This is a genomic window from Patescibacteria group bacterium (assembly GCA_035549555.1).
Lineage (GTDB): Bacteria > Patescibacteriota > Microgenomatia > UBA8517 > UBA8517 > Co84-156.
Genome location: DASZQR010000010.1, coordinates 467,892 through 487,538, shown reverse-complemented (window position 1 = coordinate 487,538; position 19,647 = coordinate 467,892). Strand labels below are relative to the sequence as shown.

At 31.0% G+C, this 19,647-nt stretch carries 21 protein-coding genes; 14 read left to right on the top strand and 7 right to left on the bottom strand.

Annotated features, from left to right (window positions below):
* Positions 1 to 17 precede the first annotated feature (17 nt).
* On the top strand, positions 18 to 239 hold the full coding sequence (locus VG895_03380; GenBank protein ID HWA52068.1) for a hypothetical protein: 222 nt from the start codon (positions 18 to 20) through the stop codon (positions 237 to 239).
* On the opposite strand, the gene trmD is transcribed toward VG895_03380, so the two are convergent.
* Positions 236 to 880, bottom strand: a complete 645-nt coding sequence (trmD, locus tag VG895_03375; GenBank protein HWA52067.1) for a tRNA (guanosine(37)-N1)-methyltransferase TrmD — start codon at positions 878 to 880, stop codon at positions 236 to 238. The two genes, VG895_03380 and trmD, sit on opposite strands and share 4 nt — an antisense overlap.
* A 19-nt stretch (positions 881 to 899) precedes the next feature.
* On the opposite strand from trmD, the gene VG895_03370 reads away from it, so the two are divergent.
* Entirely contained in the window at positions 900 to 2,033 is a 1,134-nt protein-coding gene (locus VG895_03370) for a glycosyltransferase (protein HWA52066.1), read from the top strand.
* Here the strand turns inward: VG895_03370 and VG895_03365 are convergent.
* The 3 genes from VG895_03365 to VG895_03355 all read right to left on the bottom strand — a co-directional run bounded on the left by VG895_03365 (position 2,005) and on the right by VG895_03355 (position 4,037).
* Positions 2,005 to 2,175 carry a hypothetical protein gene (locus VG895_03365; protein HWA52065.1) on the bottom strand — a complete coding sequence of 57 codons (171 nt, stop codon included), beginning with the start codon at positions 2,173 to 2,175 and terminating at the stop codon, positions 2,005 to 2,007. The genes VG895_03370 and VG895_03365 overlap by 29 nt on opposite strands.
* 20 nt (positions 2,176 to 2,195) lie before the next feature.
* Positions 2,196 to 2,777 (bottom strand): hypothetical protein, encoded by a 582-nt coding sequence (locus tag VG895_03360; protein HWA52064.1) that lies wholly within the window; start codon positions 2,775 to 2,777, stop codon positions 2,196 to 2,198.
* A 102-nt stretch (positions 2,778 to 2,879) separates the two neighbouring features.
* A complete protein-coding gene (locus VG895_03355; GenBank protein ID HWA52063.1) occupies positions 2,880 to 4,037 on the bottom strand; it encodes a hypothetical protein in 1,158 nt (385 codons plus the stop codon).
* A gap of 15 nt (positions 4,038 to 4,052) precedes the next feature.
* On the opposite strand from VG895_03355, the gene VG895_03350 reads away from it, so the two are divergent.
* The 3 genes from VG895_03350 to VG895_03340 are packed head-to-tail and all read left to right on the top strand — an operon-like array spanning position 4,053 to position 7,269.
* Positions 4,053 to 4,766 (top strand): glycosyltransferase family 2 protein, encoded by a 714-nt coding sequence (locus VG895_03350; protein HWA52062.1) that lies wholly within the window; start codon positions 4,053 to 4,055, stop codon positions 4,764 to 4,766.
* Positions 4,742 to 6,268, top strand: coding sequence for a glycosyltransferase family 39 protein (locus VG895_03345; protein HWA52061.1), 1,527 nt, complete (start codon positions 4,742 to 4,744; stop codon positions 6,266 to 6,268). The genes VG895_03350 and VG895_03345 overlap by 25 nt, the downstream gene beginning before the upstream one ends.
* A gap of 5 nt (positions 6,269 to 6,273) precedes the next feature.
* On the top strand, positions 6,274 to 7,269 hold the full coding sequence (locus VG895_03340; protein HWA52060.1) for a DHH family phosphoesterase: 996 nt from the start codon (positions 6,274 to 6,276) through the stop codon (positions 7,267 to 7,269).
* A 20-nt stretch (positions 7,270 to 7,289) separates the two neighbouring features.
* Here the strand turns inward: VG895_03340 and VG895_03335 are convergent, their stop codons facing one another.
* On the bottom strand, positions 7,290 to 7,526 hold the full coding sequence (locus tag VG895_03335; GenBank protein HWA52059.1) for an NAD-dependent epimerase/dehydratase family protein: 237 nt from the start codon (positions 7,524 to 7,526) through the stop codon (positions 7,290 to 7,292).
* Positions 7,527 to 7,595: 69 nt separating this feature from the next.
* On the bottom strand, positions 7,596 to 7,787 hold the full coding sequence (locus tag VG895_03330; GenBank protein HWA52058.1) for an SDR family NAD(P)-dependent oxidoreductase: 192 nt from the start codon (positions 7,785 to 7,787) through the stop codon (positions 7,596 to 7,598).
* A 53-nt stretch (positions 7,788 to 7,840) separates the two neighbouring features.
* Here VG895_03330 and VG895_03325 point away from each other — a divergent pair, with 53 nt between their 5' ends.
* From VG895_03325 to VG895_03305, 5 genes are read left to right on the top strand one after another with little or no spacing between them, the layout of a single operon-like run.
* A complete protein-coding gene (locus VG895_03325; protein HWA52057.1) occupies positions 7,841 to 9,316 on the top strand; it encodes a glycosyltransferase family 39 protein in 1,476 nt (491 codons plus the stop codon).
* Positions 9,309 to 10,793 (top strand): glycosyltransferase family 39 protein, encoded by a 1,485-nt coding sequence (locus VG895_03320; protein ID HWA52056.1) that lies wholly within the window; start codon positions 9,309 to 9,311, stop codon positions 10,791 to 10,793. Before VG895_03325 ends, VG895_03320 begins: the two co-directional genes overlap by 8 nt.
* Before the next feature lies 1 nt (position 10,794).
* Positions 10,795 to 11,556, top strand: coding sequence for a glycosyltransferase (locus VG895_03315; GenBank protein ID HWA52055.1), 762 nt, complete (start codon positions 10,795 to 10,797; stop codon positions 11,554 to 11,556).
* Positions 11,553 to 12,254: an SDR family NAD(P)-dependent oxidoreductase gene (locus tag VG895_03310; protein HWA52054.1), complete on the top strand. Its 702-nt coding sequence runs from the start codon at positions 11,553 to 11,555 to the stop codon at positions 12,252 to 12,254. The genes VG895_03315 and VG895_03310 overlap by 4 nt, the downstream gene beginning before the upstream one ends.
* Before the next feature lie 23 nt (positions 12,255 to 12,277).
* The gene (locus tag VG895_03305) at positions 12,278 to 13,831 is read left to right on the top strand and encodes a glycosyltransferase family 39 protein (protein ID HWA52053.1); all 1,554 of its coding nucleotides are present in this window, start codon (positions 12,278 to 12,280) and stop codon (positions 13,829 to 13,831) included.
* Here VG895_03305 and VG895_03300 read toward each other — a convergent pair whose 3' ends face one another.
* Positions 13,832 to 14,380 carry a hypothetical protein gene (locus VG895_03300; protein HWA52052.1) on the bottom strand — a complete coding sequence of 183 codons (549 nt, stop codon included), beginning with the start codon at positions 14,378 to 14,380 and terminating at the stop codon, positions 13,832 to 13,834. It lies immediately after the preceding gene.
* 55 nt (positions 14,381 to 14,435) lie between these two features.
* Here VG895_03300 and VG895_03295 point away from each other — a divergent pair, with 55 nt between their 5' ends.
* The 4 genes from VG895_03295 to VG895_03280 are packed head-to-tail and all read left to right on the top strand — an operon-like array spanning position 14,436 to position 19,646.
* A complete protein-coding gene (locus VG895_03295) occupies positions 14,436 to 16,184 on the top strand; it encodes a hypothetical protein (GenBank protein ID HWA52051.1) in 1,749 nt (582 codons plus the stop codon).
* Positions 16,153 to 17,646: an oligosaccharide flippase family protein gene (locus tag VG895_03290; protein ID HWA52050.1), complete on the top strand. Its 1,494-nt coding sequence runs from the start codon at positions 16,153 to 16,155 to the stop codon at positions 17,644 to 17,646. Before VG895_03295 ends, VG895_03290 begins: the two co-directional genes overlap by 32 nt.
* Positions 17,609 to 19,288 (top strand): hypothetical protein, encoded by a 1,680-nt coding sequence (locus VG895_03285; protein ID HWA52049.1) that lies wholly within the window; start codon positions 17,609 to 17,611, stop codon positions 19,286 to 19,288. The genes VG895_03290 and VG895_03285 overlap by 38 nt, the downstream gene beginning before the upstream one ends.
* Entirely contained in the window at positions 19,278 to 19,646 is a 369-nt protein-coding gene (locus VG895_03280) for a hypothetical protein (protein ID HWA52048.1), read from the top strand. The genes VG895_03285 and VG895_03280 overlap by 11 nt, the downstream gene beginning before the upstream one ends.
* Position 19,647 lies beyond the last annotated feature (1 nt).

Genomic DNA, 19,647 nt, shown 5'->3' with positions numbered 1-19,647 from the left:
TTATTATGGGCCACTTTATGGCAATTGAGGGTGATCGTAAATTTTTTGTACAAATGGATGATGAAGCTTTCGGTCATCTTGTTTTGAAAGCTCGTGACTCAAAAGGTAGAGAATTTGGGATGATGATTCTTCCCGGGAATAAAGTTGTTATTAATGATCCTGAAAATGGATTGGTAGAAATTCATAATGGTGACACTTTTGATTTGAGAGTAGAAATAGTTTCTAGTCAAAAAAGCTAACTATTTTTCTTCTGATTAGATATTCGCCACTTTTCAATTTCTGCATGATTTCCAGATTTTAAAATTTCTGGAACAACCCAACCGTTGTAATTATCGGGGCGTGTGTATTGTGGATATTCTAAAACTCCTTCAATTGTGTGGCTTTCTTTTTGAGTCGCTTCAATTTCAAGAACTCCTGGAATTAAACGGGTAATTGCATCGGTAATTACCATTGCAGGGATTTCTCCGCCAGTTAAAACATAATCGCCAATGGAAATTATTTCATCAACTAAATTTTCGTGAACTCTGTGATCAATTCCTTCATAGTGGCCACAAATTAATATTAGATGTTTTTCTTTTGATAAATTAACTGCCTTTTTTTGTGTAAACTTTACACCAGCCGCGTCTAACAAAATTACTTTTGAATTTTTATTTTTAATTTCTTTTAGAGCAGCATCAACTACATCAACTCTAATTAACATTCCTTTACCGCCGCCGTATGTTTTATCATCTACACTACCACGAGCGTCAATTGCCCATTTTCTTAAATCATAAATATTTATTTCGACTAATTCTTTTTTCTTTGCAGCAAGCAACATTGATTCATCAAATGGACCAACAAACATATTTGGGAAAAGAGTTAGAATATCAATTTTAACCATACTATATTATACTTGAACTATGGACAAAATCGTAATTGTTATGCCTGCCTGGAACGAAGCAGGAAATATTTCGGAAATGATTGAGACTTTGGTTAAGAAAGAATTTCCAACAATTAAAGCTGATATGCAACTTCTAATTGTTGATAATCATTCAACTGACGGAATGACTGAGGCAGTCGAAAAATATTCTAAAAAATACAAAAACGTAAAAATAATTCAGCAAGAAAATAAAGGACTTGGATGGGCATACGTTAGCGGATTTAAACATGCAATGAGTGAAATGAAAGCTGATGGCGTTCTTGAAATGGATGCAGATTTTCAACATCCTCCGCGCTTTGTAAAGCCTATGGTTGGGGCATATTTAAATGGAGCAGATTATGTAATTGGATCGCGATATATCCCAGGCGGAAGTGTTCCAAAAGAATGGGAAACAACAAGAAAGGCAACTAGTTTTTTTGGAAATTTATTTATTCGTTTGGCACTTTTAAATTTCAAAATTCATGATCTTACAACTGGATTTAGACTTTCAAAAGTAAAAGGAATTTTAGATAAAATTGATTTAGATAATTTAATGGAACTAAACCGTTTTGCTTATAAGGTCGATTTGCTTTATCAATCTTTGAAATTATCTAAAAAAACTGTTGAAGTGCCACTTGAATTTGCATCACGAACAAAAGAAAAATCGAAATTTAATTACAAAGAAATGATTTCCACATTTCGCGTTGCAATAATACTTGGAATAAAAGATAAACAAAAGTTTTTAAAATTTGCTGTTGTTGGAGGAATTGGATTTGTTATACAAACAGTTGTTTTTGAAGTTTTGGGAGTTTTTACAAAAGTTTTATCACCATCAATTGCTACTCTTCTTGGAGGAGAACTTGCAGTAATTTCCAACTTTACTTTAAATAATATTTGGACTTTTAAGTCTGATCAAGTAAAAGGAGTAAAAATAATTTGGAAGTTTATACAGTTTAATTTAACAAGTTTTATAGCTCTTGGAATTCAATTTGTAATTTTGAAAATTGGAGAAGGAGTTGCAAACGGAAACAAATTAATTATTAATGCGTTTTATTTGGGTGCAATTGTAATAGTTATGATTACAAATTATATTGTTTACAATAAAATTATTTGGAGGACGAAGTCACTAAATTAGATAATTTTTGTGTTGGTTTTTGATCGATAGATTTATATTTTGTTTGAAGACTTATTTCTCCGTTTATGTAACGAACTCCTTCGAGACGATATCTTTGAGAATTTAATCGCCAGTGGATAGGATTGTGGAATCTTTCTGACATGAAACTTATTATACCAGAGGTTACAAATACAGAATATTTCTTCTAGTTTTTTCTGCTAATTCTAAAATTTTGTTGCCATTTTCTGTGTGTGGAAAATTTTCATAATGCCGTTCTATAACTGGAATTAACGTATTTAGAAAATCAAGATTAATATCCTGATCGTTCTGTAGTTTGTCTTTTAGTAACTCAGTAATGTTTCTATAAATATCATCAAATAGTTTATTGCCAGTTGGATGACTGTCAATTCCATAATAACAAAAGTAACTGATAAAAGGATTTTTATATGGATCGTTGTAAGAAATTGTGTTTGTCGATCTAGGGCGTCCACCTTTTGAGATTATAAAATGGTGGTCCCGATTAATTATTTTTTCCATAAGGAATGGTAATTGATTGTTTTGAACTCTATCTTTTATCAGCGATGAGGTAAATTCTTGTCTTTCCTGTCTTAGTGCATCGTCAATATCTTTTGGGGAGATACTTTTGTGTTTAGTTGGTATGTGACTAAAAAGGAAACGATGTATAACTTGCTGTGTTTGTTCTTTAAATTCGTTTGGCTTGTCTATTTTCCAAGATGGATTTAGAGAATGGATGTATTCGAACATAAGAGATTGAAGATATGGATCGCCCTGTGAGTGTTTAAAAGAATGAAGCAATATTTCAGTGGCAGTGTTAGCGGTGAACTGTTCTGGAATATTATCGGTCATTTACAAGAGTGGGCCCCAGTTGCTGATTGGCATAGCATTGTTACTAATAAATGCTAAAGCAAAAAGAAAAGTTGGAATAATTAAAACAAGAAATGCTATTTTAAATTCTTTAGAACTTGCGTACTTTGCAAATGCAGCATATATAAAAGGAACGATTGGCAGAGCATAACGCATTAAATCGCGATGAGCGACAAATAAAAGAGTTGACCCAAAAATTCCAACAAAACATGCAAGAGTCCAATCTTTTTGTTTAATCAATCGCATAAAAGCAATGCTTGCAAATAAATAAATAAATAAAATTTCTTCCAACCAAAATGTGCCTACCCAAGGGGCGCTGTAATTAAAAATCTGAAAAGGAGGAAACATCAAATGAATATTGTCACCTGAATGAAAATATGCAAAAAAATCGTTAAATTGCAATTTATAAATATAAAAAATTACCAGAAGGGTAATTGGAATTAAAATTAATGGATATTTTTTGAGGTTTAAGGACTTGATCCAAGGACCAAATTTTGTTGTTGCGAAAGATTTAAATCTTGGAAGAAAAGTGGCTGCAAAATAGGTAACAAATAACAAAATTCCTGGAGATTTTGTCAGAGTTGCAATAATTCCCCAAATTGCAGAAGCCCAGAATTTTTTTTGATCATAATAATAAATTGATGCAATTATTGCGCCGATAAATAATGGTTCGGGAGATCCAACAGAACGGACGATTAGCCAGCGAGCTGGAAAAATAGAAAAAACTGCAGTGAGCCATAATGCGTCTATTTCGTTTACATAAAGTTTCATTAATTTATTGAAAAAATAGAGAGCAATTAAAGAAGTGAATAATGTAATTGCGAGCATTGAATAAGGGAAATTTTTTGTAACTAATCCCAAACCTCTAATCAATAAAGGAAAAAGCGGAAAATGGGCTGCATAATATTGAACTGGCAAAGGAAACTCAAAATTGTTTTTAATTTGATTTGTGTTGTATAAAGTTTTTGCTACAACTAAATAAAGAGGGCCATCGTAGTTTGCAACTATTGTTTCAAGCCCGTTTTGAGGAAGTGGAATGTTATCTATTTGCGGAACTTTGAAATAAAAAATACCCCAAATGATTAATGGAGGAATAAGAGTTAGGAGAATAAGCGGGAAGATGTTTTTGATAGTTTTCATTGATATAATCATATCATGAGTTATTTAATAGATGAACTTTCTGTCTTTTTTCCGTGTTATAACGAAGAAGCAAATATAAAAGAAACTGTTAGTAAAGCTAAAAAAGTTTTAGAAAAAACAGCAAAAAAATGGGAAATAATTATTGTGAATGATGGAAGCAAAGATAATACTTCAGAGATTGCACACAAACTTGCCAAAGAAGATAAAAGAATTAAGGTGATTGATCAGGAAAATAGAGGATATGGGGGAGCCCTTCAAACTGGGCTTTATAATGCAAAATACAATTGGATAAGTTTTACAGATTCTGACGGACAATTTGATTTTGGCGAAATAAATAATTTTATTAATGAACAAAAAATTACAAAAGCAGATCTTGTAATTGGATATTATAAAAAAAGACAAGTATCGGACTTTGTAATTATGACCAGTAAAATTTGGGAAGTTGCCGTTTTTATTTTGTTTGGACTTCATGTAACTGACATTGATTGTGGTTTTAAATTAATAAATAAAAAGGTAATAGAAAAGATTCCACATTTAACTGCTGAAAGAGGTGCGTTTATCTCCAGCGAATTGCTTATAAAAGCTAAAAAAGAAAAATTTAAAATTGTAGAAATTCCAGTGACTCATTATCCAAGAAAAGGAGGAGCAGCAACTGGACGAAAAATAAATGTCATAATAAAAAGCTTTGTTGATTTATTTAAATTATGGACAAAATTAAATCTTGGATAGTAAATAATAAATTAGAATTTGTTTTATTATTAACAGTTTTATTGGTTGGCGCATTTGCGCGTCTTTATAAAATTGACCAATACATGACCTTTTTGGGTGATGAGGGACGTGATGTAATAATTGTCCGAAGAATTTTTACACAACTTCACCCGCCTTTAATTGGGCCTGGAACTTCAATAGGAAATATGTATTTAGGACCAGCATATTACTATATGATGGCGCTTCCGCTTTTAATTTTTAATTTTAATCCGGTAGGGCCTGCAATATTTATTGCAATTCTTGGTCTTATTACAATTTTGTTTTTATGGAAAGTGATAAGAGAATGGTTCCCTACAAAAAAAATAAATTACGGCGCTTTAGTTGCGAGTTTTTTGTATGCAATTTCTCCTGTCATTATTATTTATTCGCGAAGTTCATGGAATCCAAATATAATGCCATTTTTTGCGCTTCTTACAGTTTATTCAATATGGAAAGTTTGGGTGACGAAAAATTTTAAATGGTTAATTATTACAGGAATATCGTATGCATGTTGTTTGCAATCTCATTATCTTGGTTTACTTTTAGCACCTACAATTTTAGTAATCTGGTTTTTGGTTTTAATTAAAACTCCTATAAAAAAGAAATTTTTGGGCTATTCATTTGTTAGTTTGTTTTTGTTTTTACTCATTATGTCGCCGCTTGCAATTTTTGATTTTAGACACAACTTTATAAATTCCAAAGCAATTCTTGCCTTTTTTACAGACCGTCAAACGACAGTTTCAGTACTTCCTTGGAAAGCAATCCCAGGAATGTGGCCGATTTTGGCAAATATTACTGGAGATTTAGTGGGAGCAAAAACAAATATTGTTGGAGTTGTTGTTGCAGCACTTATTTTAATTGCCTTTGTATTTGTTTATCTAATAAGAAGAGAAAAATATAATTTTAAAAAGACAACTGTAACTTTGACAATAACAATGTGGCTTTTCTTTGGCCTTATTGGACTTGCTCTTTATAAGCAACATATTTATGACCATTATTATGGATTTATTTTTGTAACTCCATTTATAATGCTTGGAGCAATAATAAATAATTTAAAATACAAAATTGGATATTTATTAATTGCGATTTTAGTTTTGGGAATTGTTTTTGTTGATATACAAAATTCTCCTCTTGCCGCAGCTCCGAATATGCAAATGCAGCGAGCGAGATTTGTTGCTACAAAAGTTGAAGAGATTGCAAACGGAGAAAGATTTAATTTTGCCCTTATTGCTGACAGTAATTATGATAGTGCTTATCGATATTTTATGGATTTGGATAATGCAAAAGTAGTTGATATAAACCCCCAGGATACTAAAGATACAATTACAGATCAATTAATTGTTGTTTGTGAGAGAGAAAAAGATAAATGTGATCCAACGCATAATCCAAAAGCAGAAGTTGCAGGATTTGGATGGACTAAAATTGTGGCAGAATATGATAATGTTTTTGGTGTTACAATATACAAACTTGCTCATACAAATTAAATAAAATGAATTATCCTCAATCGGGCGAAATCTTAGAAGAGATTAAAAAAGCTAAAAAGATTTTAGTTAATCTTCACAGAGGGCCTGATCCTGATTCATATGCCTGCGCTTTTGCGCTTTATTATTTTTTAATTTCACAAAATAAAGACGTTACGATTGTTTTAACAAATACAAGCGAATTATCTAATCAGCTTAAAAAGTTTGATGATTCAGATAAAGTTAAATTAGTAGATTATTCAAAAATTGATTTTTCAAAATATGATTTATTTATAAGTCCTGATAGCGGAAGCTTACAGCAGATTGTTGATAATCCGGAAATAAAAGTTTTGGATATTAAAATTATTGTTATCGATCATCATGCAAGTAATGATAAATTTGGAAAAATTAATTTAATCGATTCATCTGCAGTATCTTGTTCACAAATTATCTATCTTATATTTAAGGATTGGGATTTTTTTATAGATAGTAAAATGGCAAGCTTATTAATGTTTGGAATTATTGCAGATAGTGGAGTTTTTGCTTTTTCAAATGACAGTAAAGTTATGAAAATTGCAGGAGAGTTAATGGAACTTGGAGCGAATAAAGAAAAAATTATAAATGATTTTTTTAGAACAAAACCTTTTAGCTTAATAAAGTCTTTTGGTGAGTTTTTATCACGAATGGAATTTGATAAGGAGCATAAATTTGTATGGACGGCTATTTCTTATGAAGATTATTTAAAACTTAAAATTCCGCCAAAAGCTGCATCTGTTTTTGCAACTGATTATGCAAGTATTGTTGATGGATCTGATTTTGGATTAATTATGTGTGAAGACGAGAAAAATAAATTAAAAATAAGTTTTAGGTCACGAAGCAATATTGATGTTTCAAAACTGGCGGAACAATTAAACGGAGGAGGTCATAAAAAGGCAGCCGGAGGACAAATAGAAGGAATGAAATTTGAAGAAGCGGTAAATAAGGTTTTGGAAGTAGCTAGGAAATTTGCTGACGAGTCCAAGTAATAGTTTCTGTTAATTCTTCGTCAAGAGAAGTTTTTGGAGTAAAACTGAAACATCAGGAACTCTTCTTTAAGAGCTTGTAAAATAAATTTAGGAATTACATTTAGATATCTTTTATTAATTCCTCTTGGGCCATAGCAATTAAAATATCTAACAATTGAAAATTTTAAACCTTCATCGTGAAGGCCAAATAAATATTCTTCTCCTAAAGCTTTCGCAAAACCATAAGACCATCTTGAAATAATTTGTGCTTTTCCCATAAACCTCAGATGAAGATGTAAAAAGAATTTTTTTGTTGTCACTTAATGCGATTTCTGCAACATTTCTAATTATTTTTTAAGTACTGTTTTATTTTGCACATCACCTTTTATAAATTTGAAGTTCTTGTTTTTTGAAAAACTTTTTAAATTACTTTTACTTCTAGCAAATAAATTATCAAAAGCAATTACTTCATTGCCTTGTTCAAGCAACATTTCACAAAGATGAGAGCCGATAAAACCTGCACCGCCTGTAACTAAAATAATTTTCCCAGATATACTGATGAGATAATATCAGTTGTGTTAAAATTTATAAGGTGCTTAAGAAAAATTGGTTGATTATTTTAATTTTGGTGGCAGCTCTTTTTTTAAGAGTTTATAGAATACCTCAAGTTTTAGGGTTTTATTTTGATCAAGGAAGAGATGCTTTGGTAATTTGGGATTTGATTCATCTTCATAAGTTTTTTTTAATTGGGCCGACAACAGGGCTTGCTGGAATTTTTCGTGGACCTTATTATTATTATTTAATTGCACCATTTTATTTTTTGGGCGGCGGAAACCCAGTTGTTCCTGTTGATTTTCTTGCATTAACTTCTGTAATTGCAATTTATTTAATGTATTTACTCGCAAGTAAGATACAGGATAAAACTTCTGGAATAATTGCTGCGGTAATTGCCGGTTTTTCTTTTTATATAGTACTTGCAGGGAGATGGCTTTCAAACCCAACGCCGATGTTAATTTTATCTATGATTTTAGTATATTCAATGTTTCGTATTGCTAAAACAAATAAGAGAAAAGATGCGCAAATTTGGTGGGCGATAATATCTGCTGTTGCTGGACTATCTTTATTTAATTTTGGATCTTCCGGGGAATTTTTTTATTTTCCTGCATTATTTATTTTTGTAATTTGGCAAAGAAGGAAATTTCCCACATTAAAATATTTATTAATTTCTGGTTTTGTTTTCTTTTTAACATTTGCACCACTTGTTTTATTTGACTTAAAGCATGATCATATTTTGCTTCATAATTTGTTTTCGACTTTTGGAGGAGATGGCGGAAGTTTTAAATTGCCAACGCAAAGTTTTATGGCTGAAAGAACAAGATCGTATTATGACATTTTTACAAATAAACTTTTTGATGCGAGGGAAAAACCTGAAATTATAGTAATGGTTATTGCTGCTATTTTCTTTTTAATTAATTTACCAAAACTAATTAAAAATGATGGATATAAAATAATAATTTTACTATTAATTTCTCCAATAATAGGACTTTATTTTTATCAAGGAAATTATGGAGTTTTATATGATTATTATTTAACAGGATATTATTTGATTTTTATTTTATTTTACGGACTTATTTTTGGGAAAATTTGGAAAGCTAATATTGTTGGGAAATTATTTATAGTTTATTTCTTATATTTATTTTTTTCCGGGAACCTCCCAATTATCTGGTCGAAAATAAATGACAATTGTACGGGAAATGGAACTATTTGTTTTGCAAATGAAAAAACAGCAATTAATTGGATTTATGACAATTCTGCAGGGCAAAAGTTTAATGTAGATATTTATGTACCACCGCAAATTCCATATGCTTATAATTACATACTTACCTGGAGGTCAAATCCAAATAATGTAACTGAAAATGTTCCGCTTTTGTATACTCTTTATGAAGTTGACGATCAGCATCCGAGTATTCTTAATGATTGGCTAAAGAGACAAAATGGAATTGGTAAAATAGAAGCAGTTTATTCAACTGGAGGAATAACTGTACAGAGAAGGATTAGAAATGATTAAATATTTAAAACAAAATAAAATTTTATTTTTAATTTTAATTTTGGGGCTCTTCTTAAGAGTTTATAAGCCATTAACTTTTTTTTATTTTGATCATGATAGTGATCTTGCTGGATGGATTATGCGAGATATTTTGTTTAATCATCATCTAAGGCTTATTGGACAGGAAACTTCGTCACATGGAATTTTTATCGGGCCATATTTTTATTATTTACAAATTCCATTTTTTCTTTTAACAAAAATGGATCCTGCAGGAACATTACTGTTATCAATTATTTTGGGAATATTTTCTGTTTGGAGTGTCTATTTTGTTTTTACAAAGATGTTTAGCAAAAATGTTGGATTAATTGGATCTTTAATTTATGCGACATCGTCTTTGGTTGTGTTTACGGATCGCGAAGTTGTTCCAACGATGCCAGTAATGCTTTGGACAATATGGTTTTTATTTTCATTAAACCAAATTTTAAAAGGTAAAAAGTATGGTTATATAATTTTGGGAATTTTAATTGGATTAGTTTGGAGTCTAAATTTGCAGCTTATTATTTTAATGCCACTTGTCATTTTGGCGCAAATATTTTCAAAAAAACAAATTAATTTTAAAGAATTGATTGTTGGATCAATAATTGCATTTTTGATGAATATTCCTTTTATTGCTTTTGAACTCCGCCATGGATTTCAACAAACAAAGGCTCTTTTTGCATCTCTTACTACAAGTAAAGATTATATTTCTGGCACTTCGATGGGATTTTTTGCCAAACTAGACCGCACCATGCAATTGGTTTATAAAAATTCAACGAATATTTTTGCATTAAACACAATAAATCTTGATACAAGAATAATGTTTTGGTTTTTTGTAGTTTTAATTCTCTGTTTTGTTTACAAAAAAATAATTTCAAAAAATTTAGGAGTTATTTTTTTAATTTGGCTTTCAATTTATATTTTGTTTTTTTCGAAAATATCTTTAAATGTTTCAGAATATTATCTAAACGGTATGAATATTGTTTATATAATACTTGCTGCGATTGGAATTAATGAATTAATAAAAAATAAAAAAAGAAAACACTTTGGATTTTTATTAATTGGGATATTTTTAATTTTAAATTTATACCAGTTTTTTACGAGACCTGTTAATGCTGATGGTTATATAGAAAGAAAAGCAATAATTTCTGCAATAAAGGAAGATGCAGATCTTCATAATTATCCATGTGTTTCGTTGTCTTTTATAACAACACCTGGAAATGATTTGGGATACAGGTATTTTACTTGGGAGGAAAATTTAAAAACAAAACCAGTATCAAATAATATTCCGGTTTACTCAATTGTTTTCCCGCTCTCTCTCGTTGATGGATTTGATAAAAGTTATGGAGCACTTGGACTTATAAAGCCAGACTATAAAAAGTATAATCTGAAAACAATTGATACATCCTGTGAAGGAAAAGATTATAATTTAACTTATCCAATGTTTGGATTTACTAATTAATATGCAAAAAATTTTTCTTTCAGTAATAATTCCTTGTTATAACGAAGAGAAAAATTTGCAAAGAAAAGTTTTAGACGAAGTTTATAAATATTTATCTAAAAAGGATTTTAATTTTGAGGTAATAATTTCCGATGATGGAAGTACAGATAATTCTAAAGAAATTATTGAAAAGCAAATTAAAACTCTAAAGAATTTTAAGTTATTAAAAAATGAACATGGAGGTAAACCATCAGCTCTTCTTTCGGGATTAAAACAAGCAAAAGGTGAATGGGTACTGTTTACAGATATGGATCAGTCAACTCCAATTGATCAACTTGATAAACTTTTGCCTTTTACAAAATATGCAGAAGTTGTAATTGGATCACGAGGATTTAATCGAAATAATTTTTCAATACTTCGAAGAATTGGATCGGTTGTATTTCTTACTTTTAGAAGGATTTTAATACTACCAGAAATTAAAGATACACAATGTGGATTTAAACTATTTAAAAGAACGGATATTGAGAAAGCTTTCCCAGAACTTGAATTTTTTAAAACAAAACAGAGGACTTCTGGGTGGAAAGTTACATCTTATGATGTGGAACTACTTCATATTTTGAAAATTAATGGATGTAAAATTAAGGAAGTTGAAGTTTCGTGGCACGACCGTGATGTCAGCAATACTAAGGGGCATGGGTCAGGGCGTTATTTTCGGGAGAGTGAGGAAATGCTAATGCAAATAATACGTGTAAAAATGAATGATATGAAAGGGCTGTATTCATGACAAAATATGCATTTGTAACTGGGGCGTCACGCGGGCTTGGAGATGCTTTTGTAAAAAATTTATCTAATAATTATTTTGTTTTTGCTGGTGTAAGAAGTCTTGATTTTAGATTACAAAATCCTCCAAACATTTATTACTTTCCACTTGATGTGACTGATGATGATCAAATTAATGAAGCTTTTAAGATGATTTCTAAAAAAACCAAAGTATTGGATTTGTTGATTAATAACGCTGGAATAAATAAAGATACTGCAACAAATAATAATCCGGATATTGCTTGTAAACTGGAAAACCTGGAAAGAGAAATATTAATTAAAATGTTTAATACCAATGCAGTTTCGCCGCTTTTTGTTTTGAAAAAATTTTTGCCGCTTCTTAATTCAAACCCAAGCTTTGTAATTAACATTTCGTCTGATCGTGCATCCTTTCACGACGAATTTGGAAGTGAAACTGGAAATTATGGATATCGTGCAAGCAAGGTGGCTTTAAATATGTATACTTTTTGTAGCATTGCTGACTTACCGAATACTGTAAAAACTTTTGCAGTTCATCCGGGAGATATGAAAACAGATATGAATCCAGACGGAACTGATGATCCGGCAGAACAGGCAGAAAAAATAATCGCAATTACGAAAAGCTGGAAAGAAGAATTTAATGGAAAATTTTTAAGATATGACGGGAATTTATATCCATTATAAGCAAAGCTTGTAATAATTACATTATGACGAAATTAATTAAGAATTGGTTTTGGCAAATTCTAATTTTGATAGGAATTTTAATTTTTGCTTTTGTAATTCGAATACTTCATTTAACAATTCTTCCTGTTTTTGCTGATGAGGCAATTTATATAAGGTGGAGCCAGGTGATGGCAGCTGAGTCAACACTGCGATTTTTGCCACTTTCTGACGGAAAAGAACCGCTTTATATGTGGATCTTGATGCTTTTAATTAGACATTTTCAGGATCCGTTGTGGATTGGAAGATTGGAATCAGTGATTTGTGGAATAGGAACTATAGTTGGAATTTTTGCATCTTCTTATTTGCTTTTTAAAAATAAAATTATTTCTTTGCTTGCGTCGTTTTTGTGGGCAATTGTTCCGATAGCATTTTTCTTCGACAGGATGGCATTAGTTGATTCAATGCTTTGTATGTTTGGTATTTGGACATTCTTTTTTGCATTATTGACCGCAAAATTTAAAAGACTTGATACAGCAATGCTTGCAGGATTTTGTTTAGGTTTTGCATGGCTTACAAAATCTCCTGCTATATTTTTTATTTTATTAATTCCAGTCACTTGGCTTTTTGCGGGTAATTTTAAAGAACTTTTGAAACTTATTGGCTTAACTTTAGTAACTTATGTAATTGCTTTTGGAATGTTTAATATTTTAAGACTTGGGCCAAATTTTGAACTTATTGCATCGCGAAATTTGGATTATGTTTATCCAATTTCTCACATTTGGACAAATCCGCGCGATCCGTTTACGTCTTATATTACTGAAGTTTTTGCTGACTGGCTTATTAAAATGGGGCCTGGAATTGGATTAATTTTAGCTGCAATTGGAATATTTAGAAATTACAAAAAATATTGGAAAGAAGTTGCAATTATTTTTGCCTGGTTTTTAATTCCTCTTTTGGTACAAAGCGAGTATGCAAAAGTTTTAACTGTAAGATATATTCTTTTTACAGTTCCGTTTTTTATAATTCTAATCTCAATTGCATTTTTGAATACAAAAAAGCAATTGGTGAAACTAATAACACTAACACTTCTTGTAGTTTTTATAATACAGTCTTTGCTTTTTGATAAAGATTTAATTGTTGATCCAGCAACTGCAAATTTACCAAACAGCGAACGAAGCGGATATTTGGAAGAATGGACTGCAGGACAAGGGATAAAGGAAATATCTTTCTATTTGAGAAGTTTGCCGACTGCTCCACAAATTGTAGTTGGAACAGAAGGATTTTTTGGAACGCTTCCTGATGGACTTGAAATGTATCTTAATAATTATCCAAAAGTTACAGTTGTTGGGACGGGGCTTAATTTTACTGATGTACCAGAACAGTTAAAAGCTGCATTTAAAGCAGGCGATCAGACATTTTTTGTTGTAAATACTTCAAGAATTTTAATAAAGCCTGAAGATTATCAAAGATTGGGATTAAAATTAATTGCAAGCTATCCAAAAGCGATGATAAAAGAAAAGGATAGCGATGAATATGCAAGATTTGGACCACAGGAAGCGTTATTATTTTTTCAAATTGTAGAACCAAATAAGAAATAATTACTCTAAATTTATTTCCTGTTTATAAATTTTCAATAAGTCAGTAGGTACGTATTGAACTATTCGTATGCCATTTAAATTGTTGTCTTGTAGTTTGGTTAACTCCATATTTTTGGGTAATAGTGGGTGTCTGCCTTTTTGCATATTTCTCCAATGTACTGAATCTGATAGTTCTTTAATTCTCTTTGCTTCTTCGTTGCCATATTTATTACCATAATAAGGAATCGCTTCATCGGATAACTTGGAGCGGCTGTGAAAATCTGGAAATAGAATTCTTATTTCTAGTGGTTGATTGGTTGTGCCCCTGGTTGGAATTTGGTAGGTTTTTGTTGTTCCATAATACCCGATTTTTCCAGAATAATCTTTGTCTTGCTGTGTAATTGTTGACAGCCCTTGTGTAAGTTTTAGTGTGGGCTGGTCAAGTGTTTGAATTTTTCCTTCCCACTCCTTTCTTCCGAGATTAGAACCATGATAGAGAGTTGTCCAGTACTTTGGTGCTTCTAAATCAGAAATTTCTTGGTTAATTTCTTTTGAAGATTCATCACTCATTACTTATTTTAGCATTTTTGTGGATTAAAAATCTTTATTTTGATAAGATTTGGATATGGGCTTTTTAAGAAAACTTTATCATTCTTCTAATTTTTGGCCTCTGGTAATTGTAATTTTATTTGCGATTTTGGCAGGCAAAGGTTTAATTGGTTCGGGGTATTTCAATATGCATGATGATTTGCAGATGATGAGGCAGCTTGAAATGGAAAAATGTTTTTTGACTTTGCAAATTCCTTGCCGTTGGGTACCTGATATGGGGTATGGATTTGGATTTCCTCTGTTTAATTTTTATCCGCCACTTCCGTATTTATATGGAGAAATATTTAGAGTTTTTGGTTTTGCATTTACTGAAACAGTTAAATTAACTTTTATTTCAGCCTTTATTTTTTCCGGAATATCAATGTATTACCTTGCAAAAGAATTTTGGGGAAAACTTGGAGGAATAGTTTCATCCATTTTTTATGTTTGGGCACCATACCATGCAGTTGACATTTATGTTCGCGGAGCGATGGATGAAGCTTGGGCTTGGATATGGATACCCTCAATACTTGCAAGCTCCTATCATTTGATTACAAAAAAAGAAAATAAAATAAGAAATATTATTTGGCTTGCAATTTCCTGGTTTGGAATTTTGCTTTCTCATAATTTAACAGCGATGATTTTTGCACCTGTATTTATTGGATGGTGTGCTATTTGGCTAATTAAAAATAATTACAAAAAAATATTTGGTACAAATTCAATTAGGACCGTATTAAATTTTATAGCTGCTGGAATTTTGTCACTTGGGCTTGCAGCATTTTTTACTCTTCCGGTTTTGCTTGAACAAAAATATGTGCAAACAAATACTTTGATTGAAGGGTATTATGATTTCTCGGCACATTTTGCAACGATAAAACAACTTTTATTTTCCAGATTTTGGGGATATGGGCCATCTGTTTGGGGAGCAAATGATGGATTAACTTTTCAAGTAGGTTACTTGTACTGGATTCTACCAATAATAATTTTGGGAATTGGATTTTTGTGGTTTATTAGAAAAAGAAAGATTCAAGATTGGATGTTAATAGTAGGATACTTTTTTGTTGTTGGATGGGTTGCGGTTTTTATGATTCATAATAAATCAACGCCAATTTGGGAACATATCAATACGCTTCGATTTGTGCAATTTCCCTGGAGATTTTTAACAATTGTTGTTTTTAGTTTTTCTTTTGCTATTGGAAGTTTGGCAAAAATTTTGCCAAATAAATTTTACTTTTTAATTTTTGCTGCTGTTGCAGGACTTCTTATTATGAACTGGAATTATTTTGTCCCTGAGTTTGGACATCTTGGACCTTTGACTGATGCACAAAAATTCACAGGAGCTGCATGGGACCTTCAGCGAACTGCTGGAATTTATGATTATTTACCTGTTACTGCTGTAACTGCGCCAAAAGCTCCAATGACAAATTTTGTAGAAGTACTTGGAGGAGATGCAAAAGCGAGCAATATAAACTTAGGAACAAATAATAATAGTTTTGATATTAACGTGACAGATAATGCGATTATTCGTCTCGGCGTTTTTGAATTTCCTGGTTGGAAAGTTTTCGTTGATGGAAAAGAAATTCCAACTTTTGTGCCAAAGACTGAGCAGTGGGGGCGCATGTATGTCATGATTCCGGTAGGGGCGCATCATGTACAAGTTCATTTATATGACACACCAATAAGAACCATTGGAAATATTATTTCACTTATCTCATGGATAGGACTTGGTGCCTTTTTAATGTTACAATTTAATCGTGGAAGATATTCATCCAGAAGAGCATTTTGATCCTACATCTGAGATAACACTGGAAACTGTGAAAGATAGAATGGTTAAGGGAGTTGTGACTTTAACTTCTCAATATTTTGTTTTGTATTTAATAACTTTTTTGACAACTGGGGCATTAACTATTTTTCTAAGCCCTGCAGAATTTGGAATTTTTGGAATACTTTCTACTGTAAAACTTATCATGAGTTATTTTTCTGATATAGGACTCGCAGCTTCTCTTATTCAGAAAAAAGAAAATTTAACAACAAAAGATTTGCAAACTGCTTTTACAGTCCAGCAGGGGCTGGTTATTTTACTTTTGATAATTTTATTTTTGATTACTCCAGTAATTAAAAATACATATCATTTGGGACAAGATGGAATTTATTTAATGTATGCGCTTGGGATTTCGCTTTTTTTCTCATCTTTAAAAACAATTCCTTCAGTACTTCTTGAAAGACATTTAAAATTTGAAAGACTAGCATTTGTAAATATTATTGAAAATTTAATTTACAATTTGATTTTAGTTTTTTTGGCATGGAAAGGACTTGGAATAACATCTTATACAGTTTCGTTTTTGGCTTCTGGGATAGTTGGAGTGATTCTTATTTATTTTATGCAACCTTGGAAAATCGGAATAAGTTTCTCACTTCCAACATTAAAACATCTATTAAAATTTGGAATACCATATCAAGCTAATACTTTTATTGCTCTTCTTAAAGATCAAGCGCCAATACTTTTACTTGGAAAAATTGTTGGGCTTGAAGGAGTCGGTTATTTAACTTGGGCGCAAGGGTGGGCACAAGCACCACTTCGCATTGTAATGGATAATGTACAAAGAGTTAGTTTTCCCGCTTTTGCAAGAATGCAGGACGATAAAAGTGAACTTTCAAAAACTCTTACAAGAACAATATTTTTTATAACTTTTTTGGTAATGCCGGCAGTTTTAGGAATGATCATTTTGGCACCACAATTAATTCATGTAGTTCCTAAATGGGTGAAATGGACACCAGCAATAATTCCTTTAATATTTTTTGGATTTAATTCAATAGTCGCGAGTTTTACAACGCAAATTACAAATGTTTTTAATGCAATTGGAAAAATTAAAATAACATCATATTTAATGATTATGTGGACAGTACTCACATTAATTTTTGTGCCGCTTTTGGCCACTAAATTTGGAATTGATGGAGCAGCTTTTGCATATTGTATTGTTGAAGTTTCGTCAATTATCGCAATATATTTAGCCAAAAAATATGTAAACTTTTCATTAAATGAAAGTGTTTTGAAACCACTATATGCAAGTGCTGGAATGGCAATTTTACTTTTAATTTTGCGAAGTATTTTTACGCCAAGTTTTTATTCGATTGGATTAATGGTTATTGTCGGTGGTCTATTTTATTTTGTTTTACTTTTATTTTTAGTTGGTAAAAGTTTAATTGAAGATGCGAAAAAATCGTTTAACACATTATTTAACCGCTAATATTTATTTAATTTTACTTCTTATCGCAGGGACTGTTTCCTGGTCTATTACCATGATTAAATCGGGAATTATTTATTCTTTTGGAATGGGATTTTGGGGGGCTAATGGACATGATGGAATTTGGCATATTGCGCTAATAAATTCTCTTGCTCGCGGAAGTTTTGAAATGCCAGTTTTTGCTGGCCAACAAATTAAAAATTATCATCTTGGTTTTGATTTATTGCTTGCAGCAATTCATACAATTACACAAATTCCAACTGTGAATTTATATTTCCAAATTGTACCGCCAATACTTGCCATTCTAATTGGCATTACATGTTATTTGTTTATGATGCAGTGGACAAAATCAAAAGTTGCATCGTTTTGGGCAATATTTTTTATTTACTTTGGAGGAGATATCTCATGGATTTTTGGAAAAGGGGAATCGACATTTTGGGCGCAACAAGGAATATCGACATTAATTAATCCGCCGTTTGCATTATCTTTAATATTTATCTTTTTGGGATTATATTTTTTACTTAAGAAAAATAAATACTTACCAATATTGTTTTTTGGGATCTTATTGGAGACAAAAGCTTATGCTGGTGTCCTAATTTTAGGAAGTTTGTTTTTAGTTGGAACTTGGGAATATCTGCGAGAGAAAAAAATAGATATTTTTAAGATATTTTTTGGATCTTCTGTTTTGACTTTAATTTTATTTTTATTATTAAATCGCGGAAGTGAAAATTTATTTATTTTTCAACCGTTTTGGTTTTTGCAAAATTTATTTAATCTTGATCGTTTTTTAATACCAAAGTTGGCAAGTGCAATTACAAATTATAACTTGGCTCATAACTGGATAAAACTCGGGCCTGCTTTAATAATTGCATTCATTGTTTTTTGGATTGGAAATATGTGGACAAGGCTTTTAAAAGAATTTGAAGTAATAAGATGGTTAAGGCATCCAAAAACAATTTCTTCGCTTGATGTTTTTGTAACTTCAATAGTTATTTCAGGAGCAGCAATTCCAATGTTTTTTGTACAAAAGGGAACACCATGGAATACTATTCAATTTTTTTATTATAGTTTATTTTTTTCAGCAATTTTGGGAGGAGTTGGAATAAATTTAATTTTAAAAAGCAAATCGAAAAATTTTAAAATAATTTTTTCTATAACAATTATTTTACTAACTATTCCAACTACAGTGATTACATTGATGCAAGTTTATATTCCCGGAAGGCCTCCAGCAAAAATTGATAACGACGAAATTTCTGCATTAAATTTCTTGAGTAAACAATCTGATGGAATTGTTTTAACCTATCCGTATGATCAACAAGCTGCAAATGCAGCAATTAACAACCCGCCACGACCTTTATATTTATATGACTCGACTGCTTATGTTTCTGCATTTTCAAACCATACAACCTTTTTAGAAGATGAAGTGAATCTTGATATTACAAATTTTAATTGGAGAAATAGACTTACAGAAGAAAATCAATTTTATAATACAACTGATCAAAAAATTGCAGTGAACTTTTTGAAAACAAATAACATTAAATATATTTATTGGGTAAAACCACAAAGGGCAAAGTTGGGAGATAAACAACTAGGGTTGACAAAAATTTTTGAAAATAATATTGTGAATATATATCGTGTCAATTGATTTAGAACAATACAGACAAACACTTTCGGATGAATTTGACCTTGCACGAAGTAGTGGTTATTTATTTCCTAATTCTACAGTTTTTTTACCAGGTGAAGAGTCTGAAGAATATGTTGTCGATATGATTAACCTAATTAGAACTAATGATTTTTCTGGAGTATTTGAAAAAGTTGGTGAAGTATTGTCTGATGAGAGATTTGGAAGACTAAAAAAAGCACAGGATTTGGAAGATGCCATTCAGGCTGATGAATTGTCTATTGCACTAGAAGATCAATATGGAGAAGATGTTTTTAATTTGGCCTATTCTGTTTATGATTTTATTGATCTTGATAAGGATATAGATGCTTCTGCTAAGTAAT